We start from the raw sequence: 24042 nt of genomic DNA on the forward strand, positions 1-24042 counted from the left end.
CGGTTCGCCCGTTCCGCGCGCGCCACGGCCTCGCGCCGGCTCGGCGGCACCCACGGTCCGCTGCTGGGCACCCTGGCCGACCGGCTCGCGCACGTGCCCGCCCCACGCCCGCGTGACGACCTGCGCTTCGTGGCCCGAGCGGTAGCCGGCCGATCTGCTCACCGAGGGACGGCCGGCCTTCGCGCCCGCCGGGACCTGCGGATCAGCCGCGCCGCCGCGCGCCGAGGGGCTCGTCCGGCGCGGGGTCGGCGTGGACCCGGTGTTCGTCGTGGTGCCGTAGGAGCACCCGCACGCCACCGCGCCCGAGCCGGGTGCACGCACGGGGCACCCGGGCCCGACGCCGTCACGCCGCGCGCTGAAAACTCCGCAGCCGTACGAACGAGGACTCCAGCCCCTTCTTCAGCGCCCGCGCCACCGGCCGCTCCACGAGACGGTGCACCAGCCAGCTGAGCACCAGGAACCCGGCGATCAGACTCGCGACCAGGAGGCGGGGGTCCATCGTGCCGCGGAGGTGATGGATGAGGACTATGCCCGCGAGGTAGTGCATGAGGTACAGGGGGTACGTCAGACTGCCCGCCGTCACCAGCCACTTCCAGCGGATGCGGTCGGTCCAGCCGAGGGCGATGCCCACCATCAGCAGCATGAAGACGGTGAAGATGACGACCGCCCCGCGCCAGCTGCTGACCTGTTCGTACTCGACGCGCTCCCCCAGCTCCAGCTGCCCCATCAGCCAGGACATCGCGAGGATGCCCCACAGCAGCAGGTCCTGGCCGAAGCGGTGCATGAGGTACAGGGCGAGACCCGCGATGAAGTACCAGGCGGCGCTCGGGTCGGCGACCAGCGTCAGCAGCGGGAACTTGGAGATCGGGGCCAGCATCGCCGCGGCGCCCCAGACGCAGCAGAACACGACGACCCGGCGGTACGTCAGGCCCATGGCGACGACGACGAGGAAGAGCAGGTAGAAGCGGAGCTCCGACCAGAGCGTCCAGTACACGGGGTCGACGTTCGGGACCTTGGAACCGGACTGCAGCATCGTCAGGTTGAACAGGATCTCCCGCAGCCGCAGCCGTTCCTGCACCCCCGGCAGCAGCACCAGCACGGCCGTCGTGAAGAGGACGGCGAACCAGTAGGCGGGGTAGAGCCGGATCACGCGCGAGACGAAGAAGTCCTTCGGCGTTCGGCCCCAGCACGACATGCAGATGACGAAACCGCTGATCACGAAGAAGATCTCGACGCCTATCCAGCCGAAGGAGGCGACGCGGAACACGGTCGGCATCAGCTCCGACACCGGGCGGTCCCAGATGATGTTGCCGGCGCCGTTCGCCCGCCGGGTGCCGACGAAGTGGTGCAGCACCACCATCAGGGCGGCGACGAGCCGGATGCCGTCGACCACGTACAGCCGGGGCCGCTGCCGGCGGGCCCGGGCCGAGGTGTCCACCTTCGGCGCGCCCAGCGGCTTCGGCGGGCGTTCGGCCACCGCGACCGGCATGGGTATCGACAATCCGCTGCGCGCACCCTGCATCAGGAGTCCTAGCCATCCTCGGGAGAGACTCGGGGCCCGACGGCCACTGAACGACCCTTCACGCTACGTCGGTACTTTCCGCCCCACGGGGACAGAAAAGAACAATCCCCCCGTGCGCACAGGGAAGTTGCCGTAACTCTCGCCATTCCGCCGCACAGTGTTCGACCAGGTTTCACTCAGGAGCGGGACAGCCTTCCGATTGTTCGAGCGCGGCCGGGCACGGCAAAGGGGCCCGTACGACCGAAGTCGTACGGGCCCCTTCAGGCCTTTTCAGGTCAGGCGACCCTCAAGCAAGCGGACTTACTTGGTGATCTTGGTGACCTGGCCGGCGCCCACGGTCCGGCCACCCTCACGGATGGCGAACTTCAGGCCCTCTTCCATGGCGACGGGCTGGATGAGCTCCACCGTCATCTCGGTGTTGTCACCCGGCATGACCATCTCGGTGCCCTCGGGGAGGGTCACCACGCCGGTCACGTCCGTCGTACGGAAGTAGAACTGCGGACGGTAGTTGTTGAAGAAGGGGGTGTGACGGCCACCCTCGTCCTTCGACAGGATGTAGGCCTGGGCCTCGAACTCGGTGTGCGGGGTGACAGAGCCCGGCTTGATGATGCACTGGCCGCGCTCGACGTCCTCGCGCTTGATGCCGCGAAGCAGCAGACCGACGTTCTCACCGGCCTGGCCCTCGTCGAGCAGCTTGCGGAACATCTCGATGCCGGTGACCGTGGTGGTGGTCTTCTCGGTCTTGATGCCGATGATGTCGACGGTCTCGTTGACCTTGAGGACACCACGCTCGATACGGCCGGTGACGACCGTACCGCGACCGGTGATCGTGAAGACGTCCTCGATCGGCATCAGGAACGGCTTGTCGACGTCACGCTCGGGCTGCGGGACGGACTCGTCGACAGCCTTCATCAGGTTGAGGACGGAGTCGACCCACTCCTTCTCGCCCTCGAGGGCCTTGAGCGCGGAGACCTTGACGACCGGCAGGTCGTCGCCCGGGAACTCGTACTCGGAGAGCAGCTCACGGACCTCGAGCTCGACGAGCTCCAGGATCTCCTCGTCGTCCACCATGTCGGCCTTGTTCAGGGCGACCACGATGTACGGCACGCCGACCTGGCGGGCCAGGAGCACGTGCTCCTTGGTCTGCGGCATCGGGCCGTCGGTGGCGGCGACCACCAGGATCGCGCCGTCCATCTGCGCGGCACCGGTGATCATGTTCTTGATGTAGTCCGCGTGACCCGGGCAGTCGACGTGGGCGTAGTGACGCGCCTCGGTCTGGTACTCGACGTGCGCGATGGAGATGGTGATACCGCGCTGACGCTCTTCCGGCGCCTTGTCGATGTTGTCGAACGGGGTGGCCTCGTTCAGGTCCGGGTACGCGTCGTGCAGCACCTTGGTAATGGCGGCCGTGAGGGTCGTCTTACCGTGGTCGATGTGACCGATGGTGCCGATGTTGACGTGCGGCTTAGTCCGCTCGAACTTCGCCTTCGCCACTGGGGTCCTCCTGTGGAGTGGTTCTGTACGCCTTGGTTCATCGGCGCCAGGTGATCTTTGCTGTTAAGTCCCGGGCCCCGGGGCATTCATCCAGGATTGCGGGTGAATGCCCCGAGAGGCTCCGGAGTCAAGCCTACGGCGTGTGAACGCGGTGCGTTACTCGCCCTTGGCCTTCGCGATGATCTCCTCGGCGACGTTCCGCGGAACCTCGGCGTAGGAGTCGAACTGCATCGAGTAGCTTGCGCGACCCGACGTCTTGCTGCGGAGGTCCCCGACGTAGCCGAACATCTCCGAAAGGGGCACGAGGCCCTTCACGACGCGGGCACCGGCCCGCTCCTCCATGGCCTGGATCTGACCACGGCGGGAGTTGATGTCGCCGATGACCTCACCCATGTAGTCCTCGGGCGTGGTGACCTCGACGGCCATCATCGGCTCGAGCAGCACGGGGCTGGCCTTGCGCGCGGCCTCCTTGAAGGCCTGCGAACCGGCGATCTTGAACGCGAGTTCGGAGGAGTCGACCTCGTGGTAGGCACCGTCGAGAAGCGTGACGCGGACGCCCGTCATCTCGTAGCCGGCGAGGATGCCGAACTGCATGGCCTCCTGCGCACCGGCGTCGACCGAAGGGATGTACTCCTTCGGGATGCGACCACCGGTCACCTTGTTCACGAACTCGTACGAGGCGTCGCCGCCCTCGATGGGCTCGATCGCGATCTGCACCTTGGCGAACTGACCGGTACCACCGGTCTGCTTCTTGTGGGTGTAGTCCACGCGCTCGACGGCCTTGCGGATCGTCTCGCGGTAGGCGACCTGCGGCTTGCCGACGTTGGCCTCGACCTTGAACTCACGGCGCATACGGTCGACCAGCACCTCGAGGTGCAGCTCGCCCATGCCACCGATGATGGTCTGGCCGGTCTCCTCGTCCGAGTGAACCTGGAAGGAGGGGTCCTCCTCCGCGAGACGCTGGATGGCGACACCCAGCTTCTCCTGGTCACCCTTGGACTTGGGCTCGATGGCGACCTGGATGACCGGCGCCGGGAAGTCCATGGACTCCAGGATGACCGGGTTCTTGTCGTCGCTCAGCGTCTCACCGGTGGTGGTCTGCTTGAGGCCCATGACGGCGACGATGTCGCCGGCGCCCACCGAGTCGATCTCCTCACGCTTGTTGGCGTGCATGCGGTAGATCTTGCCGATGCGCTCCTTCTTGCCCTTGACCGAGTTCAGCACCGCGGTGCCGGACTCCAGGCGACCGGAGTAGATCCGGACGAAGGTGAGCTTGCCCAGGTGCGGGTCGCTCATGATCTTGAACGCGAGCGCGGACAGCGGCTCCTCGTCCGAGGGCTTGCGCTTGACGACGACCTCGGGGTCCTTGACGTCGTGGCCCTCGATGGCCTCGACGTCGAGCGGGGTCGGCAGGTAGCGCACGACCGCGTCGAGCAGGGGCTGGACGCCCTTGTTCTTGAACGCGGTGCCACAGAACACCGGGGTGACCGTGGTGCCGTCGGACTTGCCGGACGCGATGGTGATACGACGGATCGCGGCGTACAGCTGCTCCTCGGTGGGCTCCTCGCCCTCCAGGTACAGCTCCATGACCTCTTCGTCGTTCTCCGCCACGGCCTCGACCAGCTTGCCGCGCCACTCCTCGGCGGCCTCGGTGTGCGTGGCCGGGATGTCGACGACGTCGTACATCTCGCCCTTGGCCGCCTCGGCGGACCACACGAGCGCCTTCATGCGGACCAGGTCCACGACGCCCTTGAAGTCGGCCTCGGCACCGATCGGGAGCTGCATGACGAGCGGCTGGGCGCCCAGGCGGTCCGAGATCATGTCCACGCAGCGGTGGAACTCGGCGCCGGTACGGTCCAGCTTGTTGACGAAGCAGATCCGCGGCACGCCGTAACGGTCGGCCTGGCGCCACACCGTCTCGGACTGCGGCTCGACACCGGCGACACCGTCGAACACCGTCACGGCACCGTCGAGGACGCGCAGCGAACGCTCCACCTCGACGGTGAAGTCGACGTGCCCCGGGGTGTCGATGATGTTGATCGTGTAGTCGTTGTCCTCGAGCGGCCAGTGGCAGGTGGTGGCAGCAGAGGTGATCGTGATGCCACGCTCCTGCTCCTGCTCCATCCAGTCCATCGTGGCGGCGCCGTCGTGGACCTCACCGATCTTGTAGCTGACGCCGGTGTAGAAGAGGATCCGCTCGGTGGTGGTCGTCTTGCCCGCGTCGATATGGGCCATGATCCCGATGTTGCGGACCTTGGCCAGGTCAAGTGAAGTGGTAGCCATAAGGCTTCAGTCTTCTCTCGGTCTCGATGGGGTCTGCGACTACCAGCGGTAGTGCGCGAAGGCCTTGTTGGACTCGGCCATCTTGTGGGTGTCCTCGCGCTTCTTCACGGCCGCACCGAGGCCGTTCGAGGCGTCGAGAAGCTCGTTGAGGAGACGCTCGGTCATGGTCTTCTCGCGACGGGCGCGGGAGTAACCGACCAGCCAGCGCAGCGCCAGGGTGTTGGCACGGCCGGGCTTGACCTCGACCGGCACCTGGTAGGTGGCGCCACCGACACGGCGGGACTTGACCTCGAGGGTCGGCTTGATGTTCTCGAGCGCGCGCTTCAGCGTGATGACCGGGTCGTTGCCCGACTTCTCACGCAGGCCCTCCATGGCGCCGTAGACGATGCGCTCGGCGGTGGAGCGCTTGCCGTTCAGCAGCACCTTGTTGATGAGGGAGGTCACCAGAGGAGAACCGTAGACCGGGTCGATGATGACCGGGCGCTTCGGGGCGGGGCCCTTACGAGGCATTCTTACTTCTCCTTCTTGGCGCCGTAGCGGCTGCGGGCCTGCTTGCGGTTCTTGACACCCTGGGTGTCGAGCGAGCCGCGGATGATCTTGTAGCGAACACCCGGCAGGTCCTTCACACGGCCGCCGCGCACGAGCACGATGGAGTGCTCCTGCAGGTTGTGTCCCTCACCCGGAATGTAAGCGGTGACCTCGATCCCACTGGTCAGACGCACACGCGCGACCTTACGCAGGGCCGAGTTCGGCTTCTTCGGGGTGGTCGTGAACACACGCGTGCAGACGCCCCGGCGCTGAGGGGAACCCTCGAGTGCGGGCGTCTTGTTCTTCTCGACCTTGTCCTGCCGGCCCTTACGGACCAGCTGCTGGATCGTAGGCACTACTTCTCCGGTTTCTGTGTGCCGATAGGTACAGCTAACCTGGAACGTCGCCGACCCACGCGGTCGGGTGTGTCGAATCCCGCGGACCCCCACCGCGAGGCAGAGGGAAGCGCAGATTACGGTGGCCGCTCTCGGACCCCGTGCGGTTGAAGGCACGCACGGAAGCCAGGGCACACCCCAGGCACAAGGTCTGAGCGTACCTACCGCATACGCTGCGGTCAAAACAAATGCCCGGCGCCCACCGGGCGGCACTGACCACGCCAAATATCCTGTTCGGCCGAGCACGGCCGCACCCGAGCCCCTGGCGCTTGCACACATGTGCGACGCTGTGGGGATCTTATGGCAGATGTTTCGCGATCATCCGGACTGTGACGCCCCCCGCCCGGGGCCCGGTGATCGGGCCGGAGGGGGACCACAGTCATGAGCACGGCCGCCAGTTCCGAGGCGACGGATCCCCCCGTGTCCGGGAAGCCCGACGGGGCGTCCCGCACCTCCCGGATGCCCCTCCCCCGGATACCGCGGGTCTCCTGGCCCCCGAGGGTCCCGGACGGTCTGCGGCCTTACGGCGCCCCCCTGCTCCTCTACGGCGCCACCAAGCTCGTCGGCACCGTCGTCTTCGCCATCCTGCTGATGGCCTCCGGCGAGTACCGGGAGAAGAACCCGCGCTTCGGCGGCGGCGCCCACTGGTGGGACGTCCTCGCCACCTGGGACGGCTGGTGGTACCTCCAGGTCGCCGAGAAGGGATACGACCCCGGGCCGCTGCGGCGGCTGGATCCCGGCGGGATGTTCACGGTCGAGCAGAACTCCGTGGCGTTCTTCCCCCTCTACCCCGGACTGATCCGCGGCACCTCCGAGGTGACCGGGCTCGGGCTGTACGGGTCCGGGATCCTGGTCTCGGTGATCGCCTCCTTCGTCGCGGCCGCCGGGATCTACGCCGTGATCTCGCTGCTCGCGGGAGCCCGGGCAGGCACGATCGCCGCGGGTCTGTGGGCGGTGGCACCCGGCTCGGGCGTCGAGTGGGCGGTGTACTCCGAGTCCGTGTTCGTGGCGATCGCCGCCTGGTCCTGCTACTGCGTGATGAAGGGCCGCTGGGTCGCCGCCGGGCTGCTCGCCTTCGTGGCCGGCCTGAACCGCCCCACGTCCGCCGCGCTCATCGGCGCCGTGGGGCTCGCCGCGCTGGTGACGCTGGCCCGCCGGGAGGGGCGGCGCAAGCACGGTGTGGCGGGGCCGGTGTACGCCATGTGCGCCGCGCCGCTCGGCCTGCTCACCTATGTCGTCTGGGTCGGGCTCAGCATGGGCGAGCTGACGGCGTACTTCACGCTCCAGCGCGACGGCTGGCTGCACTTCTTCGACTTCGGCGCGTACACCCTGGACGTGCTGGGCAACACGGCGATCGGGAAGCACGACTACATCTTCGCCTTCTCCGTGCCGGACCTCCTCGCGTTCCAACTCGTCCTGGCGCTGCCCTTCCTGATCGTGCTGATGCTGCGCAAGCGGCCGCCGCTGGTCCTCGTCGCGTACACGCTCGCGAGCGTCGTCAGCGTCCTGGGCACCCAGCAGATCTTCGGCAACACCTCGCGCTATCTGCTCCCCTGCTTCCCCCTCCTGCTCGCCCCCGCCGCCGCCATGAGCCGGCTGTCATGGCCGGTGCTGACGGTCTTCTTCGCGACCGCGGCCCCGGCGTCGGGCTGGTACGCGCACTTCGTGCTGTTCGAACTGGGCATCCCGTAGGCGTCGCACGTTCAGGACATATGTCCGGGTGGCTGTTCACCTGGCATCCCCTTGGCCCGATCACCCGACGGCTAAGCTGCGCTGCCGACCGCGCCCGGGGAGGGGCGCGGACCCGTGTTCCGGAGGGGGAAAACCGTGTTCGTGCTGTCCGTCCTGCTGCTCATAGCGGCGATCGTCGCCTTCTTCATCGGCCGTGCCCGTGCCGAGGGAGGCTGGAAGCTGGGAGCGGCGCTGAGCGCCGTGGCGGGCCTGCTGGCCGGCGTCTTCGCCTGCGTCCATGTCGTGACCGCCTACGAGGTCGGTGTGCCGGTGACCTTCGGCAAGATCGGCAAGCCGCTGACCTCCGGCATCCACTTCAAGTCACCGTTCACCGACGTGACGGCCTTCTCGACCCGCCCGGTCGACCTCAACCTCTACGACAAGGACGTGGTCGAGGTCCGCTCCTCCCAGGGCGGCGTCCTCTACGCGGACGTCACGATCAAGTGGGCCGTGGTGCCGGCGAAGTCGGTCGAGCTGTACCGGCTGGCGGGCAGTGAGGAAGCGGTCCAGGAGCGGCTGGTGCTGCCGGACAGCCGCGAGATCATCCGCAACGTCTTCGCGCAGCACACCAGCGAGGAGGGCTACGCCTCCGCCCGCGAGCAGATCAGCGCGGAGATCACCGCCCTGATCAAGGAGCGTCTGGCGCCGCGCGGGATCGACGTCACCGCCGTCAACCTGCGCAACGTGAAGCCCTCGGAGAAGCTCCAGGAGCAGATCGACAAGAAGATCCAGCAGGAACAGGACACCCAGCGGGCCACCGAGGCGGCGCGGACGGCCAAGGCCGAGGCCGAGCGCAAGCGGATCGAGGCGGAGGGCATCGCCCGCGCCAACAAGATCATCGACCGCTCGCTCAGCGACAAGGTGCTCTACAACCAGTGCCTGGAGGCCTTCAAGGAGGCCTCCCGTGCCAACCCGGTCTACGCGGTGCCGTGCGGCACGGGCGCCGACGGCACCCCGGTCATCGTGGACGGCACCAAGAACTAGCCGAGCGAACGCCCGAGGGGCGGCCCCGACACGGGACCGCCCCTCGACTCATGCGACTCGCTTACTGGTTGTACGGACCGTAGTCGTAGTCCTCCAGCGGCACGGCCTGGCCGGAGCCCGTGCCGAACGGCGAGTAGTCGATGTCGTCGTAGCCGACGGCCGAGTACATCGCGGCCTTGGCCTCCTCGGTCGGCTCCACCCGGATGTTGCGGTAGCGGGACAGACCCGTACCGGCCGGGATGAGCTTACCGATGATGACGTTCTCCTTGAGGCCGATCAGGGAGTCGGACTTGGCGTTGATCGCCGCGTCCGTCAGGACCCTGGTCGTCTCCTGGAAGGACGCCGCCGACAGCCACGACTCGGTCGCCAGCGAGGCCTTGGTGATACCCATCAGCTGCGGACGACCGGAGGCCGGGTGACCGCCCTCCTGGACCACACGACGGTTCTCGGTCTCGAACTTCGAGCGCTCGACCAGCTCGCCGGGCAGCAGCTCGGCGTCGCCGGACTCGATGATCGTCACACGGCGGAGCATCTGCCGGATGATGATCTCGATGTGCTTGTCGTGGATCGACACACCCTGCGAGTTGTAGACCTTCTGGACCTCGCCGACCAGGTGGACCTGGACGGCACGCTGACCCAGGATGCGCAGCACGTCGTGCGGGTTGGTGGCACCCACGGTGAGCTTCTGGCCCACCTCGACGTGGTCGCCCTCGCCGACCAGGAGCCGGGCACGCTTCGAGATCGGGAACGCCGTCTCGTCGCTGCCGTCGTCCGGGGTGATGACGAGCTTCTTGGTCTTCTCGGTCTCCTCGATCCGCACGCGGCCGGAGGCCTCGGAGATCGGGGCGACACCCTTCGGGGTACGGGCCTCGAAGAGCTCGACGACACGCGGCAGACCCTGGGTGATGTCGTCACCGGCCACACCACCGGTGTGGAAGGTACGCATCGTCAGCTGGGTACCGGGCTCACCGATGGACTGGGCGGCGATGATGCCGACCGCCTCACCGATGTCGACCAGCTTGCCGGTGGCCAGCGAGCGGCCGTAGCACATGGCGCAGGTGCCGACGGCGGACTCGCAGGTCAGGACCGAGCGGGTCTTGACCTCGGAGACACCGTGCCGGATCAGCTCGTCGATGAGCACGTCGCCCAGGTCGGTGCCGGCCGGGGCCAGCACCTTGCCGTCCACGACGATGTCCTCGGCGAGGCAGCGCGCGTACACGGACGTCTCGACGTCCTCCGCCTTGAGCAGCGCGCCGTCGGCGCCACGCTCGGCGATCGACAGCCGCAGACCACGGTCGGTGCCGCAGTCCTCCTCGCGGATGATGACGTCCTGCGAGACGTCGACCAGACGACGGGTGAGGTAACCCGAGTCGGCGGTACGCAGAGCGGTGTCCGCCAGACCCTTACGGGCACCGTGCGTGGAGATGAAGTACTCCAGCACGGACAGGCCCTCACGGAACGAGGCCTTGATCGGACGCGGGATCGTCTCGTTCTTGGCGTTCGACACGAGACCACGCATACCGGCGATCTGACGCATCTGCATCATGTTGCCTCGTGCACCCGAGTTCACCATCATGAAGATCGGGTTGGTCTTCGGGAAGTTCTCGTTCATCGCCTCGGCGACCTCGTTGGTCGCCTTGGTCCAGATCGCGATGAGCTCCTGCGTGCGCTCGTCCTTGGTGATCAGACCGCGCTCGTACTGCTTCTGGACCTTCTCGTCCTGCGCCTCGTAGCCCTTGACGATCTCCTTCTTCGCCTCGGGAACGACGACGTCGGAGATGGCCACGGTGACACCGGAGCGGGTGGCCCAGAAGAAGCCGGCCGCCTTCAGGTTGTCGAGCGTCGCCGCCACGATGACCTTCGGGTAGCGCTCGGCCAGGTCGTTGACGATCTGGGAGAGCTGCTTCTTGCCGACCTCGTAGTCGACGAACGGGTAGTCCTCGGGCAGCAGCTCGTTGAAGAGCGCGCGGCCCAGCGTGGTCTTCAGCGTGAAGCTGTCACCCTGCTGCCACTCCGGCTCGCCCTCCTCGCGGACCGGCGGCACCCAGCCACGCGGCGGGATGGTGCCCACCGGGAAGCGGATGTCGACGGGCGCCTGCAGCGACAGCTCGCCGGCGTCGAACGCCATGATCGCCTCGGCGACCGAGGAGAACGGACGGTCGGTGCCCTTGATGTCGCGACCCTCGGCGTCCGTGGTGAGGAAGTACAGACCCAGCACCATGTCCTGGGTCGGCATCGTCACCGGACGGCCGTCGGCGGGCTTGAGGATGTTGTTCGAGGACAGCATCAGGATGCGGGCCTCGGCCTGCGCCTCCGCGGACAGCGGCAGGTGCACGGCCATCTGGTCACCGTCGAAGTCCGCGTTGAACGCGGTGCAGACGAGCGGGTGGATCTGGATGGCCTTGCCCTCGACCAGCTGCGGCTCGAAGGCCTGGATGCCGAGGCGGTGCAGGGTGGGCGCACGGTTCAGCAGCACCGGGTGCTCGGCGATGACCTCTTCGAGGACGTCGTACACCACGGTGCGGCCGCGCTCGACCATGCGCTTGGCGCTCTTGATGTTCTGCGCGTGGTTCAGGTCGACCAGGCGCTTCATCACGAACGGCTTGAACAGCTCCAGCGCCATCGCCTTCGGCAGACCGCACTGGTGCAGCTTGAGCTGCGGACCGACGACGATCACGGAACGCGCGGAGTAGTCCACACGCTTGCCGAGCAGGTTCTGACGGAAACGACCCTGCTTGCCCTTCAGCATGTCGCTGAGGGACTTCAGCGGGCGGTTGCCGGGACCGGTGACCGGGCGACCACGACGACCGTTGTCGAAGAGGGCGTCCACGGCCTCCTGGAGCATGCGCTTCTCGTTGTTCACGATGATCTCGGGCGCGCCGAGGTCGAGAAGCCGCTTCAGTCGGTTGTTCCGGTTGATCACACGGCGGTACAGGTCGTTCAGGTCGGAGGTCGCGAAGCGGCCACCGTCCAGCTGCACCATCGGACGCAGGTCCGGCGGGATGACCGGCACGCAGTCGAGCACCATGCCCTTGGGGCTGTTGCTGGTCTGCAGGAACGCGGAGACGACCTTCAGGCGCTTGAGCGCACGGGTCTTCTTCTGGCCCTTGCCGGTGCGGATGATCTCGCGGAGGCGCTCGGCCTCCTCGTCGAGGTCGAAGGACTCCAGGCGCTTCTGCAGCGCCGCGGCACCCATCGAGCCGTCGAAGTACGTGCCGAAGCGGTCACGCAGCTCGCGGTAGAGCAGCTCGTCGCCCTCCAGGTCCTGGACCTTGAGGTTCTTGAACCGGTTCCACACCTCGTCGAGACGGTCGATCTCGCGCTGCGCACGGTCGCGCAGCTGCTTCATCTCACGCTCGGCGCCCTCGCGCACCTTGCGGCGCACGTCGGACTTGGCGCCCTCGGCCTCCAGCTCGGCCAGGTCGGTCTCGAGCTTCTTGGCGCGGGCCTCCAGGTCGGCGTCGCGGCGCTGCTCGATCTGCTGACGCTCGACGGAGACGTGGGCCTCCAGCGAGGGCAGGTCGCGCGTACGGCGCTCCTCGTCCACGTACGTGATCATGTACGCGGCGAAGTAGATGACCTTCTCCAGGTCCTTCGGGGCGAGGTCGAGCAGGTAGCCCAGCCGCGACGGAACGCCCTTGAAGTACCAGATGTGCGTGACGGGAGCGGCCAGCTCGATGTGGCCCATCCGCTCACGGCGCACCTTGGCGCGCGTGACCTCGACGCCACAGCGCTCACAGATGATGCCCTTGAAGCGGACGCGCTTGTACTTGCCGCAGTAGCACTCCCAGTCCCGGGTCGGACCGAAGATCTTCTCGCAGAAGAGTCCGTCCTTCTCGGGCTTGAGGGTGCGGTAGTTGATGGTCTCGGGCTTCTTGACCTCGCCGTGGCTCCACTGACGGATGTCGTCAGCGGTGGCCAGGCCGATCCGGAGCTCGTCGAAGAAGTTGACGTCGAGCACTATGCGTCAATCCCTCTCAGGGTCGTAAGTCATGGGGTCTGAAACGGGGTCCCGGGGTCGGCGGGCCTTCTGTGGGTGTTCAGAGGGCCCGCCGGACTCCGTCAGACCTCTTCGACGCTGCTCGGCTCGCGCCGGGACAGGTCGATGCCGAGCTCCTCCGCTGCGCGGAAGACGTCCTCGTCGGTGTCACGCATCTCGATGGACATGCCGTCGCTGGACAGCACCTCCACGTTGAGGCACAGGGACTGCATCTCCTTGATGAGCACCTTGAAGGACTCGGGGATGCCGGGCTCAGGGATGTTCTCGCCCTTGACGATGGCCTCGTAGACCTTCACGCGGCCGGTGACGTCGTCGGACTTGATGGTCAGCAGCTCCTGGAGGGCGTACGCGGCGCCGTAAGCCTCCAGCGCCCACACCTCCATCTCGCCGAACCGCTGGCCACCGAACTGGGCCTTACCACCCAGCGGCTGCTGGGTGATCATCGAGTACGGACCGGTCGAACGGGCGTGCAGCTTGTCGTCGACCAGGTGGTGGAGCTTGAGGATGTACATGTAACCGACCGAGATCGGCTCCGGGAACGGCTCACCCGAGCGGCCGTCGAACAGCGGTGCCTTGCCGCTCGGGAGCACCATGCGCTCGCCGTCGCGGTTCGGGATCGTGTGCTCCAGCAGACCGGCGAGCTCGTCCTCACGCGCACCGTCGAAGACCGGGGTGGCGACGTTGGTGCCGGGCTCGACGCTGTCGGCGCCGATCGCCTGCAGACGCTCGGCCCACTCGTCGGCGAGACCGGAGACGTCCCAGCCGCGGCTGGCGAGCCAGCCGAGGTGGATCTCCAGAACCTGTCCCGGGTTCATTCGGGACGGCACACCGAGCGGGTTGAGGATGATGTCGACCGGGGTTCCGTCCTCGAGGAACGGCATGTCCTCGATCGGGAGGATCTTCGAGATGACGCCCTTGTTGCCGTGTCGGCCGGCGAGCTTGTCACCGTCGGTGATCTTGCGCTTCTGCGCCACGTACACGCGCACCAGCTGGTTCACACCGGGGGGAAGCTCGTCGCCCTCCTCGCGGTCGAAGACGCGGACGCCGATGACCTTGCCGATCTCGCCGTGCGGGACCTTCAGCGAGGTGTCACGGACCTCACGGGCCTTCTCACCGAAGATCGCGCGCAGCAGGCGCTCCTCGGGCGTCAGCTCGGTCTCACCCTTGGGCGTGACCTTGCCGACGAGGATGTCGCCGGCGACGACCTCGGCACCGATACGGATGATGCCGCGCTCGTCGAGGTCGGCGAGGACCTCCTCGGAGACGTTCGGGATGTCCCGGGTGATCTCCTCGGGGCCGAGCTTGGTGTCACGGGCGTCGACCTCGTGCTCCTCGATGTGGATCGAGGAGAGGACGTCGTCCTGCACGAGGCGCTGCGACAGGATGATCGCGTCCTCGTAGTTGTGACCCTCCCACGGCATGAACGCCACGAGCAGGTTCTTGCCCAGGGCCATCTCGCCGTTCTCGGTGGCCGGACCGTCGGCGAGCACCTGGCCCGTGACGATGCGGTCGCCCTCGTTGACGATGACCTTCTGGTTGACCGAGGTGCCCTGGTTGGACCGGGAGAACTTGGCCAGGCGGTACGTGATGTACGTGCCGTCGTCGTTGGCGGTGGTGATGTAGTCCGCGGAGACCTCCTGGACCACACCGTCCTTCTCGGCCTTGACCACGTCGCCGGCGTCGACGGCGGAGCGGTACTCCATGCCGGTGCCGACGAGCGGGGACTCCGCCTGGATCAGCGGAACGGCCTGGCGCATCATGTTCGCGCCCATGAGGGCACGGTTGGCGTCGTCGTGCTCCAGGAAGGGGATCATGGCGGTCGCGACCGACACCATCTGGCGCGGCGAGACGTCCATGTAGTCCACGTCGTCACCGGCGACGTAGTCGACCTCGCCGCCACGGCGGCGGACCAGCACGCGGTTCTCGGCGAACCGCATGTCGTCGTTGAGCGTGGCGTTGGCCTGCGCGATGACGAAGCGGTCCTCCTCGTCGGCCGTCAGGTAGTCGACGTCGTCGGTGACCCGGCCCTCGACGACCTTGCGGTACGGCGTCTCGACGAAACCGAACGCGTTGACCCGGCCGTAGGAGGCGAGCGAGCCGATCAGACCGATGTTCGGGCCTTCGGGCGTCTCGATCGGGCACATGCGGCCGTAGTGCGAGGGGTGGACGTCACGGACCTCGAAGCCGGCCCGCTCACGGGACAGACCACCCGGGCCGAGGGCGTTGAGACGACGCTTGTGCGTCAGGCCCGACAGCGGGTTGTTCTGGTCCATGAACTGCGACAGCTGGCTGGTGCCGAAGAACTCCTTGATGGAGGCGACGACCGGCCGGATGTTGATCAGGGTCTGCGGCGTGATCGCCTCGACGTCCTGGGTGGTCATGCGCTCGCGCACGACGCGCTCCATACGGGCGAGACCCGTACGGACCTGGTTCTGGATCAGCTCGCCGACGCTGCGGATACGACGGTTGCCGAAGTGGTCGATGTCGTCGGTCTCGACGATGATCGAGCGGCCCGACTCACCGACGGTCTCGGTCTCACCGGCGTGCAGCTTCACCAGGTACTTGATCGTCGCGATGATGTCCTCGACGGTCAGGACACCCGCTTCCAACCCGGTGTCCGTACCCAGCTTCTTGTTGACCTTGTAGCGGCCGACCTTGGCGAGGTCGTAGCGCTTGGGGTTGAAGTACAGGTTCTCCAGCAGCGTCTGCGCGGCCTCGCGGGTGGGGGGCTCGCCCGGACGCAGCTTGCGGTAGATGTCGAGCAGCGCGTCGTCCTGGCCCTGGGTGTGGTCCTTCTCCAGGGTGGCGCGCATGGACTCGTACTCGCCGAACTCCTCGAGGATCTGCTCGGTGGTCCAGCCGAGCGCCTTCAGGAGGACGGTGACGGACTGCTTGCGCTTGCGGTCGATACGGACACCGACCATGTCGCGCTTGTCGATCTCCATCTCCAGCCAGGCACCCCGGGACGGGATGATCTTGGCGGAGAAGATGTCCTTGTCGGACGTCTTGTCGATGGAGGAGTCGAAGTACACACCCGGCGAACGGACCAGCTGGGACACCACGACACGCTCGGTGCCGTTGATGACGAAGGTGCCCTTGTTCGTCATGAGCGGGAAGTCGCCCATGAAGACCGTCTGGGACTTGATCTCGCCGGTCTCGTTGTTGGTGAACTCGGCGGTGACGAAGAGCGGAGCCGCGTAGGTGAAGTCACGCTCCTTGCACTCGTCGATCGAGTTCTTCGGCGGCTCGAAGCGGTGGTCGCGGAACGTCAGCGACATCGACCCGCTGAAGTCCTCGATCGGGGAGATCTCCTCGAAGATCTCCTCGAGCCCGGACTTGGTGGGGACGTCCTGACCGTTCTCCAGAGCCTCCTCGACCCGACTCTGCCAGGCCGTGTTGCCGAGCAGCCAGTCGAAGCTCTCGGTCTGCAGCGCGAGCAGGTTCGGAACCTCGAGAGGCTCCTTGATCTTTGCAAAAGAGATGCGCAGCGGGGCAGTGCTGGCGCCGTTGTTCGTATTCGCGGTCGAGGCGTTGCGCGAGGCGGCCAAGAGGGGGTCCTTCCGAGGGCTCGGACTCACTACGCGCGTACCGGCCCCTCACCGATGCACAGAGACAGATAGTCCCAGGTCAGGGACGGTCCGATCGTCGGTGCTCAAGCGAGGGCATGCCCCTGGTGACGGGCAGGGGACAGCTAACAGGCAGCGCAAAGGGTCAGTGTAGCCACTTGGCACACTGATGTCCAGTGCGGGTACTCGAAGACCCTCGATGCCCTCGTTGTCCTCAACCCCTGCGACAAGGCCACGCCCTCAACGCCACGGTGATACTGCCCTCTTCGCCGTCGATCCATGCCTCGGATTCGGATCCTTGTGACGACGCGTCCTGAGAATTGCGCGCTGCGTGCGGTTCGTCAAGGCCCCCATGCCCAAGCGGGGGTGCTGCGCTCGTCACGTGCAGCCCGCCACCTGGGGCGCCGAGAGGCACGACGAAGATCACCTTACCCCTCGCATCCACGGGTGCAAGGCAGCCGCCGCCGGGCCCTCGGAACGCCGAAGAGCGACCACCCGGATGGATGATCGCTCTTCGGTGCGTTCGCGTTACAGCCCCTGAGGGCCGATCACGGCCTACGGGCCGCGGTGCGTGCGCGGGAGTCCGTGCGGGACCCGTGAGGTGTTACTTGACCTCGACGGAGGCGCCGGCGCCCTTGAGGGACTCGGCGGCCTTCTCCGCGGCGTCCTTGGCGACCTTCTCGAGAACCGGCTTCGGGGCGCCGTCCACGAGGTCCTTGGCCTCCTTCAGACCCAGGGAGGTCAGCTCACGCACGACCTTGATGACCTGGATCTTCTTGTCGCCGGCGCCGGTGAGGACGACGTCGAACTCGTCCTTCTCCTCGACGGCCTCGGCGGCAGCGCCGCCACCCTGGCCGGCGACGACGACCGGGGCGGCCGCGGCGGCGGTGACGTCGAACTTCTCCTCGAACGCCTTCACGAACTCGGAGAGCTCGATGAGGGTCATCTCCTCGAACTGCGCGAGCAGGTCTTCCTGAGACAGCTTCGCCATGATGGCGGTCCTTCCACTAATTCGGCTGGTGCCGGATGTACATGTCTGGCGGGCGTACGTCTGGCCCGCTGTGACCGTCGCGTTCAGGCCGCGGCGGTCAATGTGCGAGCCGAGTTACTCGGCACCGCCCTGCTCGGCCTGCTTGGCGCGCAGCGCGTCCACGGTGCGGACGAGCTTCGACGGCAGTGCCTGGAAGACGGAGGCAGCCTGGGACTGCTTCCCCTTGAAGGCACCGGCCAGCTTGCTGAGCAGAACCTCGCGGGACTCGAGGTCCGCAAGCTTCTTGATCTCGTCGGCGGACAGCGCCTTGCCGTCAAGGACACCGCCCTTGATGATGAGATTCGGGTTGTCCTTGGCGAAGTCACGAAGACCCTTCGCCGACTCCACCGGGTCACCGGTGACGAAGGCGACGGCCGTCGGACCAGCGAAGAGCTGGTCGTCGAGCGTGATCCCGGCCTCGTTGGCCGCAATCTTGGTCAGCGTGTTCTTCACCACGGCGTACTGGGCGTTCTCACCGAGCGAACGACGCAGCGTCTTGAGCTGCGCCACGGTGAGACCGCGGTACTCGGTCAGCACGGCGGCGTTGGAGCTGCGGAACTTGTCCGTCAGCTCGGCAACCGCGGCAGCCTTGTCGGGCCTCGCCATAGAGCCTCGGCCTCCTTCCGGGTGATTCGGACCGCGCGGACCCGAAGGAGGACTGGGAAAAACGAAACGCCCCGGCGCAGGCGCACGGGGCGGACTCGACCGGCCGCGCATACGCTGGCGTACGCACTCCGGGAGTACTTCCACAGTCACCTGCGCGGGTCGTCCGCTGTTCAGCGGATCCTTCGGCCACCGCGCCCTCGTACGAGCGCACGGCAACGACCAGCGGTCTTTGGCTTCTGGGGAAGCGTACGGGACCGGATCGCTGTCAAGCAAATCCGGTCCCGGAGCGGCTAGACGTCGGACCCGGCCTCCAGGCCCTCCAGTCCACTCAGATCCATCTCCGGGGCGTCCTCGCCGAAGGCGCCCTCGCCGCCCGCGGCCTCTCCCAGCCCCTTGAGCATCTCGAACAGGTCGAAGGTCTCCGCGGCCGGCGGGGCCTCCACCTCGGCCTTGGCGCCGTAGTCGGAGAGCTTCATGCTCATGTCTACGTCGCCGGCGGGGGACGCCATGGTGACGTCCATCCTGACCGGCAGGTCGTCCTCGTTGACCCAGACCTCGGTGTCGTAGCCCTTGATGCCGGACTTCTCGACGTTCTCCAGGAGCTTCTTGCGGTCCCCCGGCTCCAGGACGTCCAGGCTCTTGTTGCTCTCCATCATCTCCTTGACGGTGAGCGTGCCCTTGTAGTGCTCGGCGTCCACGCCGTCGACCTTCTCGCTGCCGACGTGCTTCAGGTTGGGCGACTCCAGGAGCAGGGCGAGCTGCTCGGCCGGGCTCTGGTTCATGTTGTCCAGGCCGGAGGTCATCTGGCGGGTCAGAGCCGGGTCCCCTGCGGCCTCGGCGGCGGCCTTGAGGTCCAGCTTCATCCAGCTCTTGCCGTCCATCTCCATGGCGGCCGAGTCACCCATGTCCATGTACATGACCTCGTCACGCCAGACCATGCGGACCTCTTCGGGCATGTCCGGCTCGGCGCCGAGCATGGAGCCCTTCATGGTCACGTCCATGACGGTCGGGTCCCAGCCCATCACGCCGGACATGGTCATGTCGCCGCCGCCGTCCATGCCCGCGGGCATCGACATGGTCATCTCGACCTTGGCGGACTTGGCCTCGGCGGTCTTCTCGTAGGCCACCGTCAGGACCTGCTGGACGCTCCGCGAGCCGGACGCGCCGTCCCCCTTGCCGGCCCCACAGCCGACGGCTCCGCCGGCCAGCGTCAGGGCCGCCAGCGCGGCGATGCCCGCCCTGTTCCTCATGCGCGCGGAAAGCTTCATCGATTCCCCCCACGGGAAGTCTGTGCACACCCTGTGGATCACATGTATGAACCACGTGTCTCTGATGGAGCTGTGAGCCTATCCCAGGGGTCCGACAGGGCCCCTGGGATTTACCGGTGCCCCGACCGTGCGGTGACAGTCCCGGCCGCGCGGACACGCGAACGGGCCCCGCACCTCGAAGGTGCGGGGCCCGTGACCGACTTCAGCGAGCCTTGAGGGCTCAGACCGCGGCCGGGTCCTCCTCGACGAGGAGGTTGCGGGTGCGGTTCGGGTCGACCGGAATGCCGGGGCCCATCGTGGTGGTGATGGCGGCCTTCTTGATGTAGCGACCCTTGGCGGCGGACGGCTTCAGACGGAGGATCTCCTCCAGCGCCGCGCCGTAGTTCTCCACCAGCTGCGTGTCGTCGAAGGACGACTTGCCGATGATGAAGTGCAGGTTCGAGTGCTTGTCGACGCGGAACTCGATCTTGCCGCCCTTGATCTCGGTCACGGCCTTGGCCACGTCCGGGGTCACGGTGCCGGTCTTCGGGTTCGGCATCAGACCACGGGGACCGAGCACGCGGCCGAGGCGGCCGACCTTGCCCATGAGGTCCGGGGTGGCGACGACGGCGTCGAAGTCCAGACGCCCCTTCGACACCTCGTCGATCAGCTCGTCGGCGCCGACGATGTCGGCGCCCGCGGCACGCGCGGCCTCGGCACGGTCGCCGGTCGCGAAGACCAGGACCCGGGCGGTCTTACCGGTGCCGTGCGGAAGGTTCACGGTGCCACGGACCATCTGGTCGGCCTTGCGCGGGTCGACACCCAGACGGAAGGCGACCTCGACGGTGCCGTCGAACTTGGTCGTGGAGGTCTCCTTGGCGAGACGGACGGCCTCGAGCGGGGCGTAGAGCTTGTCCCGGTCGATCTTGGCGTCCGCAGCGCGGAGAGACTTGCTGCGCTTGCTCACTACTGCTCCTGGGATTCTGAGGAGTTGTGGTCCAGGCCGAGCAGGCCCTGCCACTACTGCACTGGGAGGTTGGGGCTCAGCCCTCGACCGTGACGCCCATGGAACGCGCGGTACCGGCGATGATCTTCGCGGCGGCGTCCAGGTCGTTGGCGTTGAGGTCGGGCATCTTGGTGGTGGCGATCTCGCGGACCTGCGCCTCGGTGATCTTGGCGACCTTGGTCTTGTGCGGCTCGCCGGAGCCCTTCTCGATACCCGCGGCCTTGAGGATCATCTTGGCGGCCGGCGGGGTCTTGGTCACGAAGGTGAAGGAGCGGTCCTCGTAGACCGTGATCTCCACCGGGATGACCCAGCCACGCTGCGACTCGGTCGCCGCGTTGTAGGCCTTGCAGAACTCCATGATGTTGACGCCGTGCTGACCCAGCGCGGGGCCGACCGGCGGAGCCGGGTTGGCGGCACCGGCCTGGATCTGGAGCTTGATGAGCCCCGTGACCTTCTTCTTCTTGGGAGGCATAGCTCTCCGGGTCCTTTCGATTCGGGTCTACCGTCCGCCGAGTCGCGTCTCGGCAGAAGGCATACCGCACAACGATAACGGGTATAGATGCGCGGCTAAAAACCGTGCAGGTCAGACAGGCTCCGAGAGCCCACCTGACCTGCGCGGAAGCGATATGTCCAGAGGGTCAGTTCTTCTGGATCTGGTCGAACGAGAGCTCGACCGGCGTCTCCCGGCCGAAGATCTCCACCAGGCCCTTGACCTTCTTGGAGTCGGGGTTGATCTCGTTGATCGTCGCCTGCAGGGTGGCGAACGGGCCGTCGGTGACGGTGACCGAGTCGCCGACCTCGAAGTCCAGCACCTGGACCTCGACCTTGCGCTGCGGCGCCGGCTTGCCCTCGGCCTCGGCGGCCTCGCGGGCCGCCTTCTCCTCCGCCTCCGGGGCGAGCATCTTGACGATCTCGTCCAGGGTCAGCGGGTACGGGTCGTAGGCGTTGCCCACGAAGCCGGTGACGCCGGGGGTGTTGCGGACGACGCCCCAGGACTCGTTCGTCAGGTCCATGCGGACCAGGACGTAGCCCGGGAGCTTGTTCTGCTTGATGGTCTTACGGTCGCCGTTCTTGATCTGGACGACCTCTTCCTGCGGCACCTCGGCCTGGAAGATGTAGTCCTCGACGTTCAGCGAGACGGCGCGCTGCTCGAGGTTGGTCTTCACGCGGTTCTCGTAACCGGCGTAGGTGTGGATCACGTACCACTCGCCGGGCAGGGTCCGCAGCTCCTCCCGGAGCTTCTGGATGGGGTCGAGCTCGGACTCCGGCTCGGCCTCCTCGGCGGCCTCGTCCTCGGGCTCCGCGTCGTCCGCGGGCTCGTCCTCCACGTGCACGGCGGCTTCCTCGGCGGGCTCACCCGCGGCGGCGTCGGCAGCCTCGGCCTGGTCCAGGTCCTCGTCCGCACCCTCGACGATGTCGAGCTCGTCTTCCACGGACTCGACCGGCTCGATGGCGTCGTCGTTCACGTTCGGGTCAGACACGGTGGCTGCTTCTTCCTGGATACAGAGGGGTGGAACACGCGAAAGGGGCGCCGGGTCCCGGCGCCCTTCGCTCTTGGCTCAGCCGAAGACGTACTTGGCGGCGTGGTCGAGCCCATAGTCAATCACGGTGACCAGTCCGATCATGACGACGACGAAGATGATCACGACAGTCGTGTATCGCGTCAGCTGCGTGCGGGTGGGCCAGACGACCTTGCGGAGTTCGGCGACGATCTGCCGATAGAAGAGGGCGAGGCGCTTCAGCGGGCCCTTCTTGGCACGCTTACCACCCTTGCGGGTCTTCTTCTCCGGTGCCTCATCCTGAGCATCAGGCGTGTCGATGGAGCCCACGGCGTCCGTCATTCGTCCTCACCTGATCCCGGGTCGTGGCCGTGCCGCGCCCGGTTTGAGCCGCACGGCGGTGCAAAGCTGTATGTACCTGCGCACACATCCTGGCGGTGTGTGTAGCAGGGCCGGAGGGACTTGAACCCCCAACCGCCGGTTTTGGAGACCGGTGCTCTACCAATTGAGCTACGACCCTTCATGTGCCCCCCAACGTACCGCATCCAACCGGGTGCTCGGTGTGCACCGGTCGAGCGCGGGCCCGCTGGAGGCCAACGAGGTGTGAGTGTACGTGGTCCGGGGCCGGGCGTCGAACAGAAATGGCCCCGTGCGCCCGCACTGTGGGCAGATCACCGCCCCGCGGCATGCCGACCGGCCGAAGATCGCCGAGGCCACCCGATGTATCCGGACTGTTGTTCAACGGTTTGCCCCAGGCTGTTCAGTCCGTGAAACCCGTGTGCCGGGCCGGTTTCCGGTCTGAAACGATGGACGCATGAGCGCTGCAACCCCACCCACCGAGCGCCGGGTCTCGGCCCGCATCGGCGCGATCTCCGAGTCCGCCACCCTCGCCGTGGACGCCAAGGCCAAGGCCCTGAAGGCCGCCGGGCGTCCGGTGATCGGATTCGGCGCCGGCGAGCCCGACTTCCCGACCCCCGACTACATCGTCGAGGCCGCGATCGAGGCCTGCAAGAACCCCAAGTTCCACCGCTACACGCCGGCCGGCGGCCTGCCCGAGCTGAAGGCCGCCATCGCCGCGAAGACGCTGCGCGACTCCGGCTACGAGGTCGACGCGTCCCAGGTCCTGGTCACCAACGGCGGCAAGCAGGCCATCTACGAGGCGTTCGCCGCGATCCTCGACCCGGGCGACGAGGTCATCGTCCCCGCCCCCTACTGGACGACGTATCCCGAGTCGATCCGGCTGGCCGGCGGTGTCCCGGTCGAGGTCGTCGCCGACGAGACGACCGGCTACCGGGTGAGCGTGGAGCAGCTGGAGGCCGCCCGCACCGAGCGGACGAAGGTCGTCCTCTTCGTCTCCCCGTCCAACCCGACCGGCGCGGTCTACTCCGAGGCCGAGACCGAGGCCATCGGCCGCTGGGCCGTCGAGCACGGCCTGTGGGTGCTCACCGACGAGATCTACGAGCACCTGGTCTACGGCGACGCCTCGGCCGTGTCGCTGCCGGCTGTCATGCCCGAGCTGCGCGACAAGTGCATCGTCGTCAACGGCGTCGCGAAGACGTACGCGATGACCGGCTGGCGGGTGGGCTGGATCATCGGCCCGAAGGACGTGGTGAAGGCCGCGACGAACCTGCAGTCGCACGCCACCTCGAACGTCTCGAACGTCGCCCAGGCGGCCGCGCTGGCCGCCGTCTCCGGCGATCTGACCGCCGTCGACAAGATGCGCGAGGCCTTCGACCGCCGCCGCCGCACGATCGTGCGCATGCTCAACGAGATCGACGGGGTGTTCTGCCCCGAGCCCGAGGGCGCGTTCTACGCGTACCCGTCGGTGAAGGCCCTGATCGGCAAGGAGATCCGCGGCCGGCGCCCGAAGGACACGGTCGAGCTGGCCGCGCTGATCCTGGAGGAGGCCGAGGTCGCGGTCGTCCCGGGCGAGGCCTTCGGCACGCCGGGCTACCTGCGGCTGTCGTACGCCCTGGGGGACGAGGACCTCGTCGAGGGCGTGAGCCGCATCCAGAAGCTGCTCGCGGAGGCGCGCGACTGACGTTCCGCGACGTCGTCGTGGCGCACCCGCGCGTGACGGGCCGTTTCCCTCAGGGGAGACGGCCCGTTCCTTCGTGTTTTCGTGCGAGCAAGACCACTAACGGGGAAAGC

Annotated in this window: 17 protein-coding genes and 1 tRNA gene; 3 read left to right on the forward strand and 15 right to left on the reverse strand. The window is 67.2% G+C overall.

Features of this window, described 5'->3' with window-relative positions; all coding sequences use genetic code 11:
- Positions 1 to 343 precede the first annotated feature (343 nt).
- The 5 genes from ACZ7LV_RS22915 to rpsL form a co-directional block, all read right to left on the reverse strand.
- Positions 344 to 1489, reverse strand: coding sequence for an acyltransferase family protein (locus ACZ7LV_RS22915; RefSeq protein ID WP_471941708.1), 1146 nt, complete (start codon positions 1487 to 1489; stop codon positions 344 to 346).
- Positions 1490 to 1822: 333 nt separating this feature from the next.
- Positions 1823 to 3016: an elongation factor Tu gene (gene tuf, locus ACZ7LV_RS22920; protein ID WP_401679735.1), complete on the reverse strand. Its 1194-nt coding sequence runs from the start codon at positions 3014 to 3016 to the stop codon at positions 1823 to 1825.
- A gap of 156 nt (positions 3017 to 3172) precedes the next feature.
- Positions 3173 to 5299: an elongation factor G gene (fusA, locus tag ACZ7LV_RS22925; RefSeq protein ID WP_471941710.1), complete on the reverse strand. Its 2127-nt coding sequence runs from the start codon at positions 5297 to 5299 to the stop codon at positions 3173 to 3175.
- Positions 5300 to 5338: 39 nt separating this feature from the next.
- Positions 5339 to 5809: a 30S ribosomal protein S7 gene (gene rpsG, locus ACZ7LV_RS22930; protein WP_053759523.1), complete on the reverse strand. Its 471-nt coding sequence runs from the start codon at positions 5807 to 5809 to the stop codon at positions 5339 to 5341.
- Positions 5810 to 5811: 2 nt separating this feature from the next.
- Complete coding sequence (gene rpsL, locus ACZ7LV_RS22935) at positions 5812 to 6183, reverse strand: 30S ribosomal protein S12 (RefSeq protein WP_003948652.1); 372 nt, start codon at positions 6181 to 6183, stop codon at positions 5812 to 5814.
- Positions 6184 to 6603: 420 nt separating this feature from the next.
- Between rpsL and ACZ7LV_RS22940 the strand changes: the two genes are divergently transcribed.
- Together ACZ7LV_RS22940 and ACZ7LV_RS22945 are read left to right on the forward strand one after the other, a co-directional pair.
- Positions 6604 to 7914: a hypothetical protein gene (locus ACZ7LV_RS22940; RefSeq protein WP_471941712.1), complete on the forward strand. Its 1311-nt coding sequence runs from the start codon at positions 6604 to 6606 to the stop codon at positions 7912 to 7914.
- 135 nt (positions 7915 to 8049) lie between these two features.
- Complete coding sequence (locus ACZ7LV_RS22945) at positions 8050 to 8937, forward strand: prohibitin family protein (protein ID WP_471941713.1); 888 nt, start codon at positions 8050 to 8052, stop codon at positions 8935 to 8937.
- Positions 8938 to 8998: 61 nt separating this feature from the next.
- On the opposite strand, the gene ACZ7LV_RS22950 is transcribed toward ACZ7LV_RS22945, so the two are convergent.
- The 10 genes from ACZ7LV_RS22950 to ACZ7LV_RS22995 all read right to left on the reverse strand — a co-directional run bounded on the left by ACZ7LV_RS22950 (position 8999) and on the right by ACZ7LV_RS22995 (position 22411).
- Positions 8999 to 12898 (reverse strand): DNA-directed RNA polymerase subunit beta', encoded by a 3900-nt coding sequence (locus ACZ7LV_RS22950; protein WP_471941714.1) that lies wholly within the window; start codon positions 12896 to 12898, stop codon positions 8999 to 9001.
- A 101-nt stretch (positions 12899 to 12999) separates the two neighbouring features.
- Positions 13000 to 16485 (reverse strand): DNA-directed RNA polymerase subunit beta, encoded by a 3486-nt coding sequence (gene rpoB, locus ACZ7LV_RS22955; protein WP_471941716.1) that lies wholly within the window; start codon positions 16483 to 16485, stop codon positions 13000 to 13002.
- Positions 16486 to 17107: 622 nt separating this feature from the next.
- Positions 17108 to 17494: a 50S ribosomal protein L7/L12 gene (rplL, locus tag ACZ7LV_RS22960; protein WP_471941717.1), complete on the reverse strand. Its 387-nt coding sequence runs from the start codon at positions 17492 to 17494 to the stop codon at positions 17108 to 17110.
- Between the two features lie 114 nt (positions 17495 to 17608).
- Positions 17609 to 18139 (reverse strand): 50S ribosomal protein L10, encoded by a 531-nt coding sequence (gene rplJ, locus ACZ7LV_RS22965; RefSeq protein ID WP_381276453.1) that lies wholly within the window; start codon positions 18137 to 18139, stop codon positions 17609 to 17611.
- A 290-nt stretch (positions 18140 to 18429) separates the two neighbouring features.
- Entirely contained in the window at positions 18430 to 19407 is a 978-nt protein-coding gene (locus ACZ7LV_RS22970; protein ID WP_471941719.1) for an SCO4651 family lipoprotein, read from the reverse strand.
- A 220-nt stretch (positions 19408 to 19627) separates the two neighbouring features.
- Positions 19628 to 20353: a 50S ribosomal protein L1 gene (gene rplA, locus ACZ7LV_RS22975; RefSeq protein ID WP_399895389.1), complete on the reverse strand. Its 726-nt coding sequence runs from the start codon at positions 20351 to 20353 to the stop codon at positions 19628 to 19630.
- A gap of 76 nt (positions 20354 to 20429) precedes the next feature.
- Positions 20430 to 20864, reverse strand: coding sequence for a 50S ribosomal protein L11 (gene rplK / locus ACZ7LV_RS22980; RefSeq protein WP_033528316.1), 435 nt, complete (start codon positions 20862 to 20864; stop codon positions 20430 to 20432).
- A 166-nt stretch (positions 20865 to 21030) separates the two neighbouring features.
- Positions 21031 to 21873 carry a transcription termination/antitermination protein NusG gene (nusG, locus tag ACZ7LV_RS22985; protein ID WP_471941721.1) on the reverse strand — a complete coding sequence of 281 codons (843 nt, stop codon included), beginning with the start codon at positions 21871 to 21873 and terminating at the stop codon, positions 21031 to 21033.
- 78 nt (positions 21874 to 21951) lie between these two features.
- Complete coding sequence (gene secE / locus ACZ7LV_RS22990; RefSeq protein WP_401679706.1) at positions 21952 to 22233, reverse strand: preprotein translocase subunit SecE; 282 nt, start codon at positions 22231 to 22233, stop codon at positions 21952 to 21954.
- A 105-nt stretch (positions 22234 to 22338) separates the two neighbouring features.
- Positions 22339 to 22411 (reverse strand) — tRNA-Trp (locus ACZ7LV_RS22995).
- Between the two features lie 294 nt (positions 22412 to 22705).
- Between ACZ7LV_RS22995 and ACZ7LV_RS23000 the strand changes: the two genes are divergently transcribed.
- Entirely contained in the window at positions 22706 to 23932 is a 1227-nt protein-coding gene (locus tag ACZ7LV_RS23000; protein WP_471941723.1) for a pyridoxal phosphate-dependent aminotransferase, read from the forward strand.
- The last annotated feature ends 110 nt before the right edge of the window (positions 23933 to 24042 follow it).

The sequence above is a fragment of the Streptomyces sp. NPDC107562 genome (genome assembly GCF_055657325.1).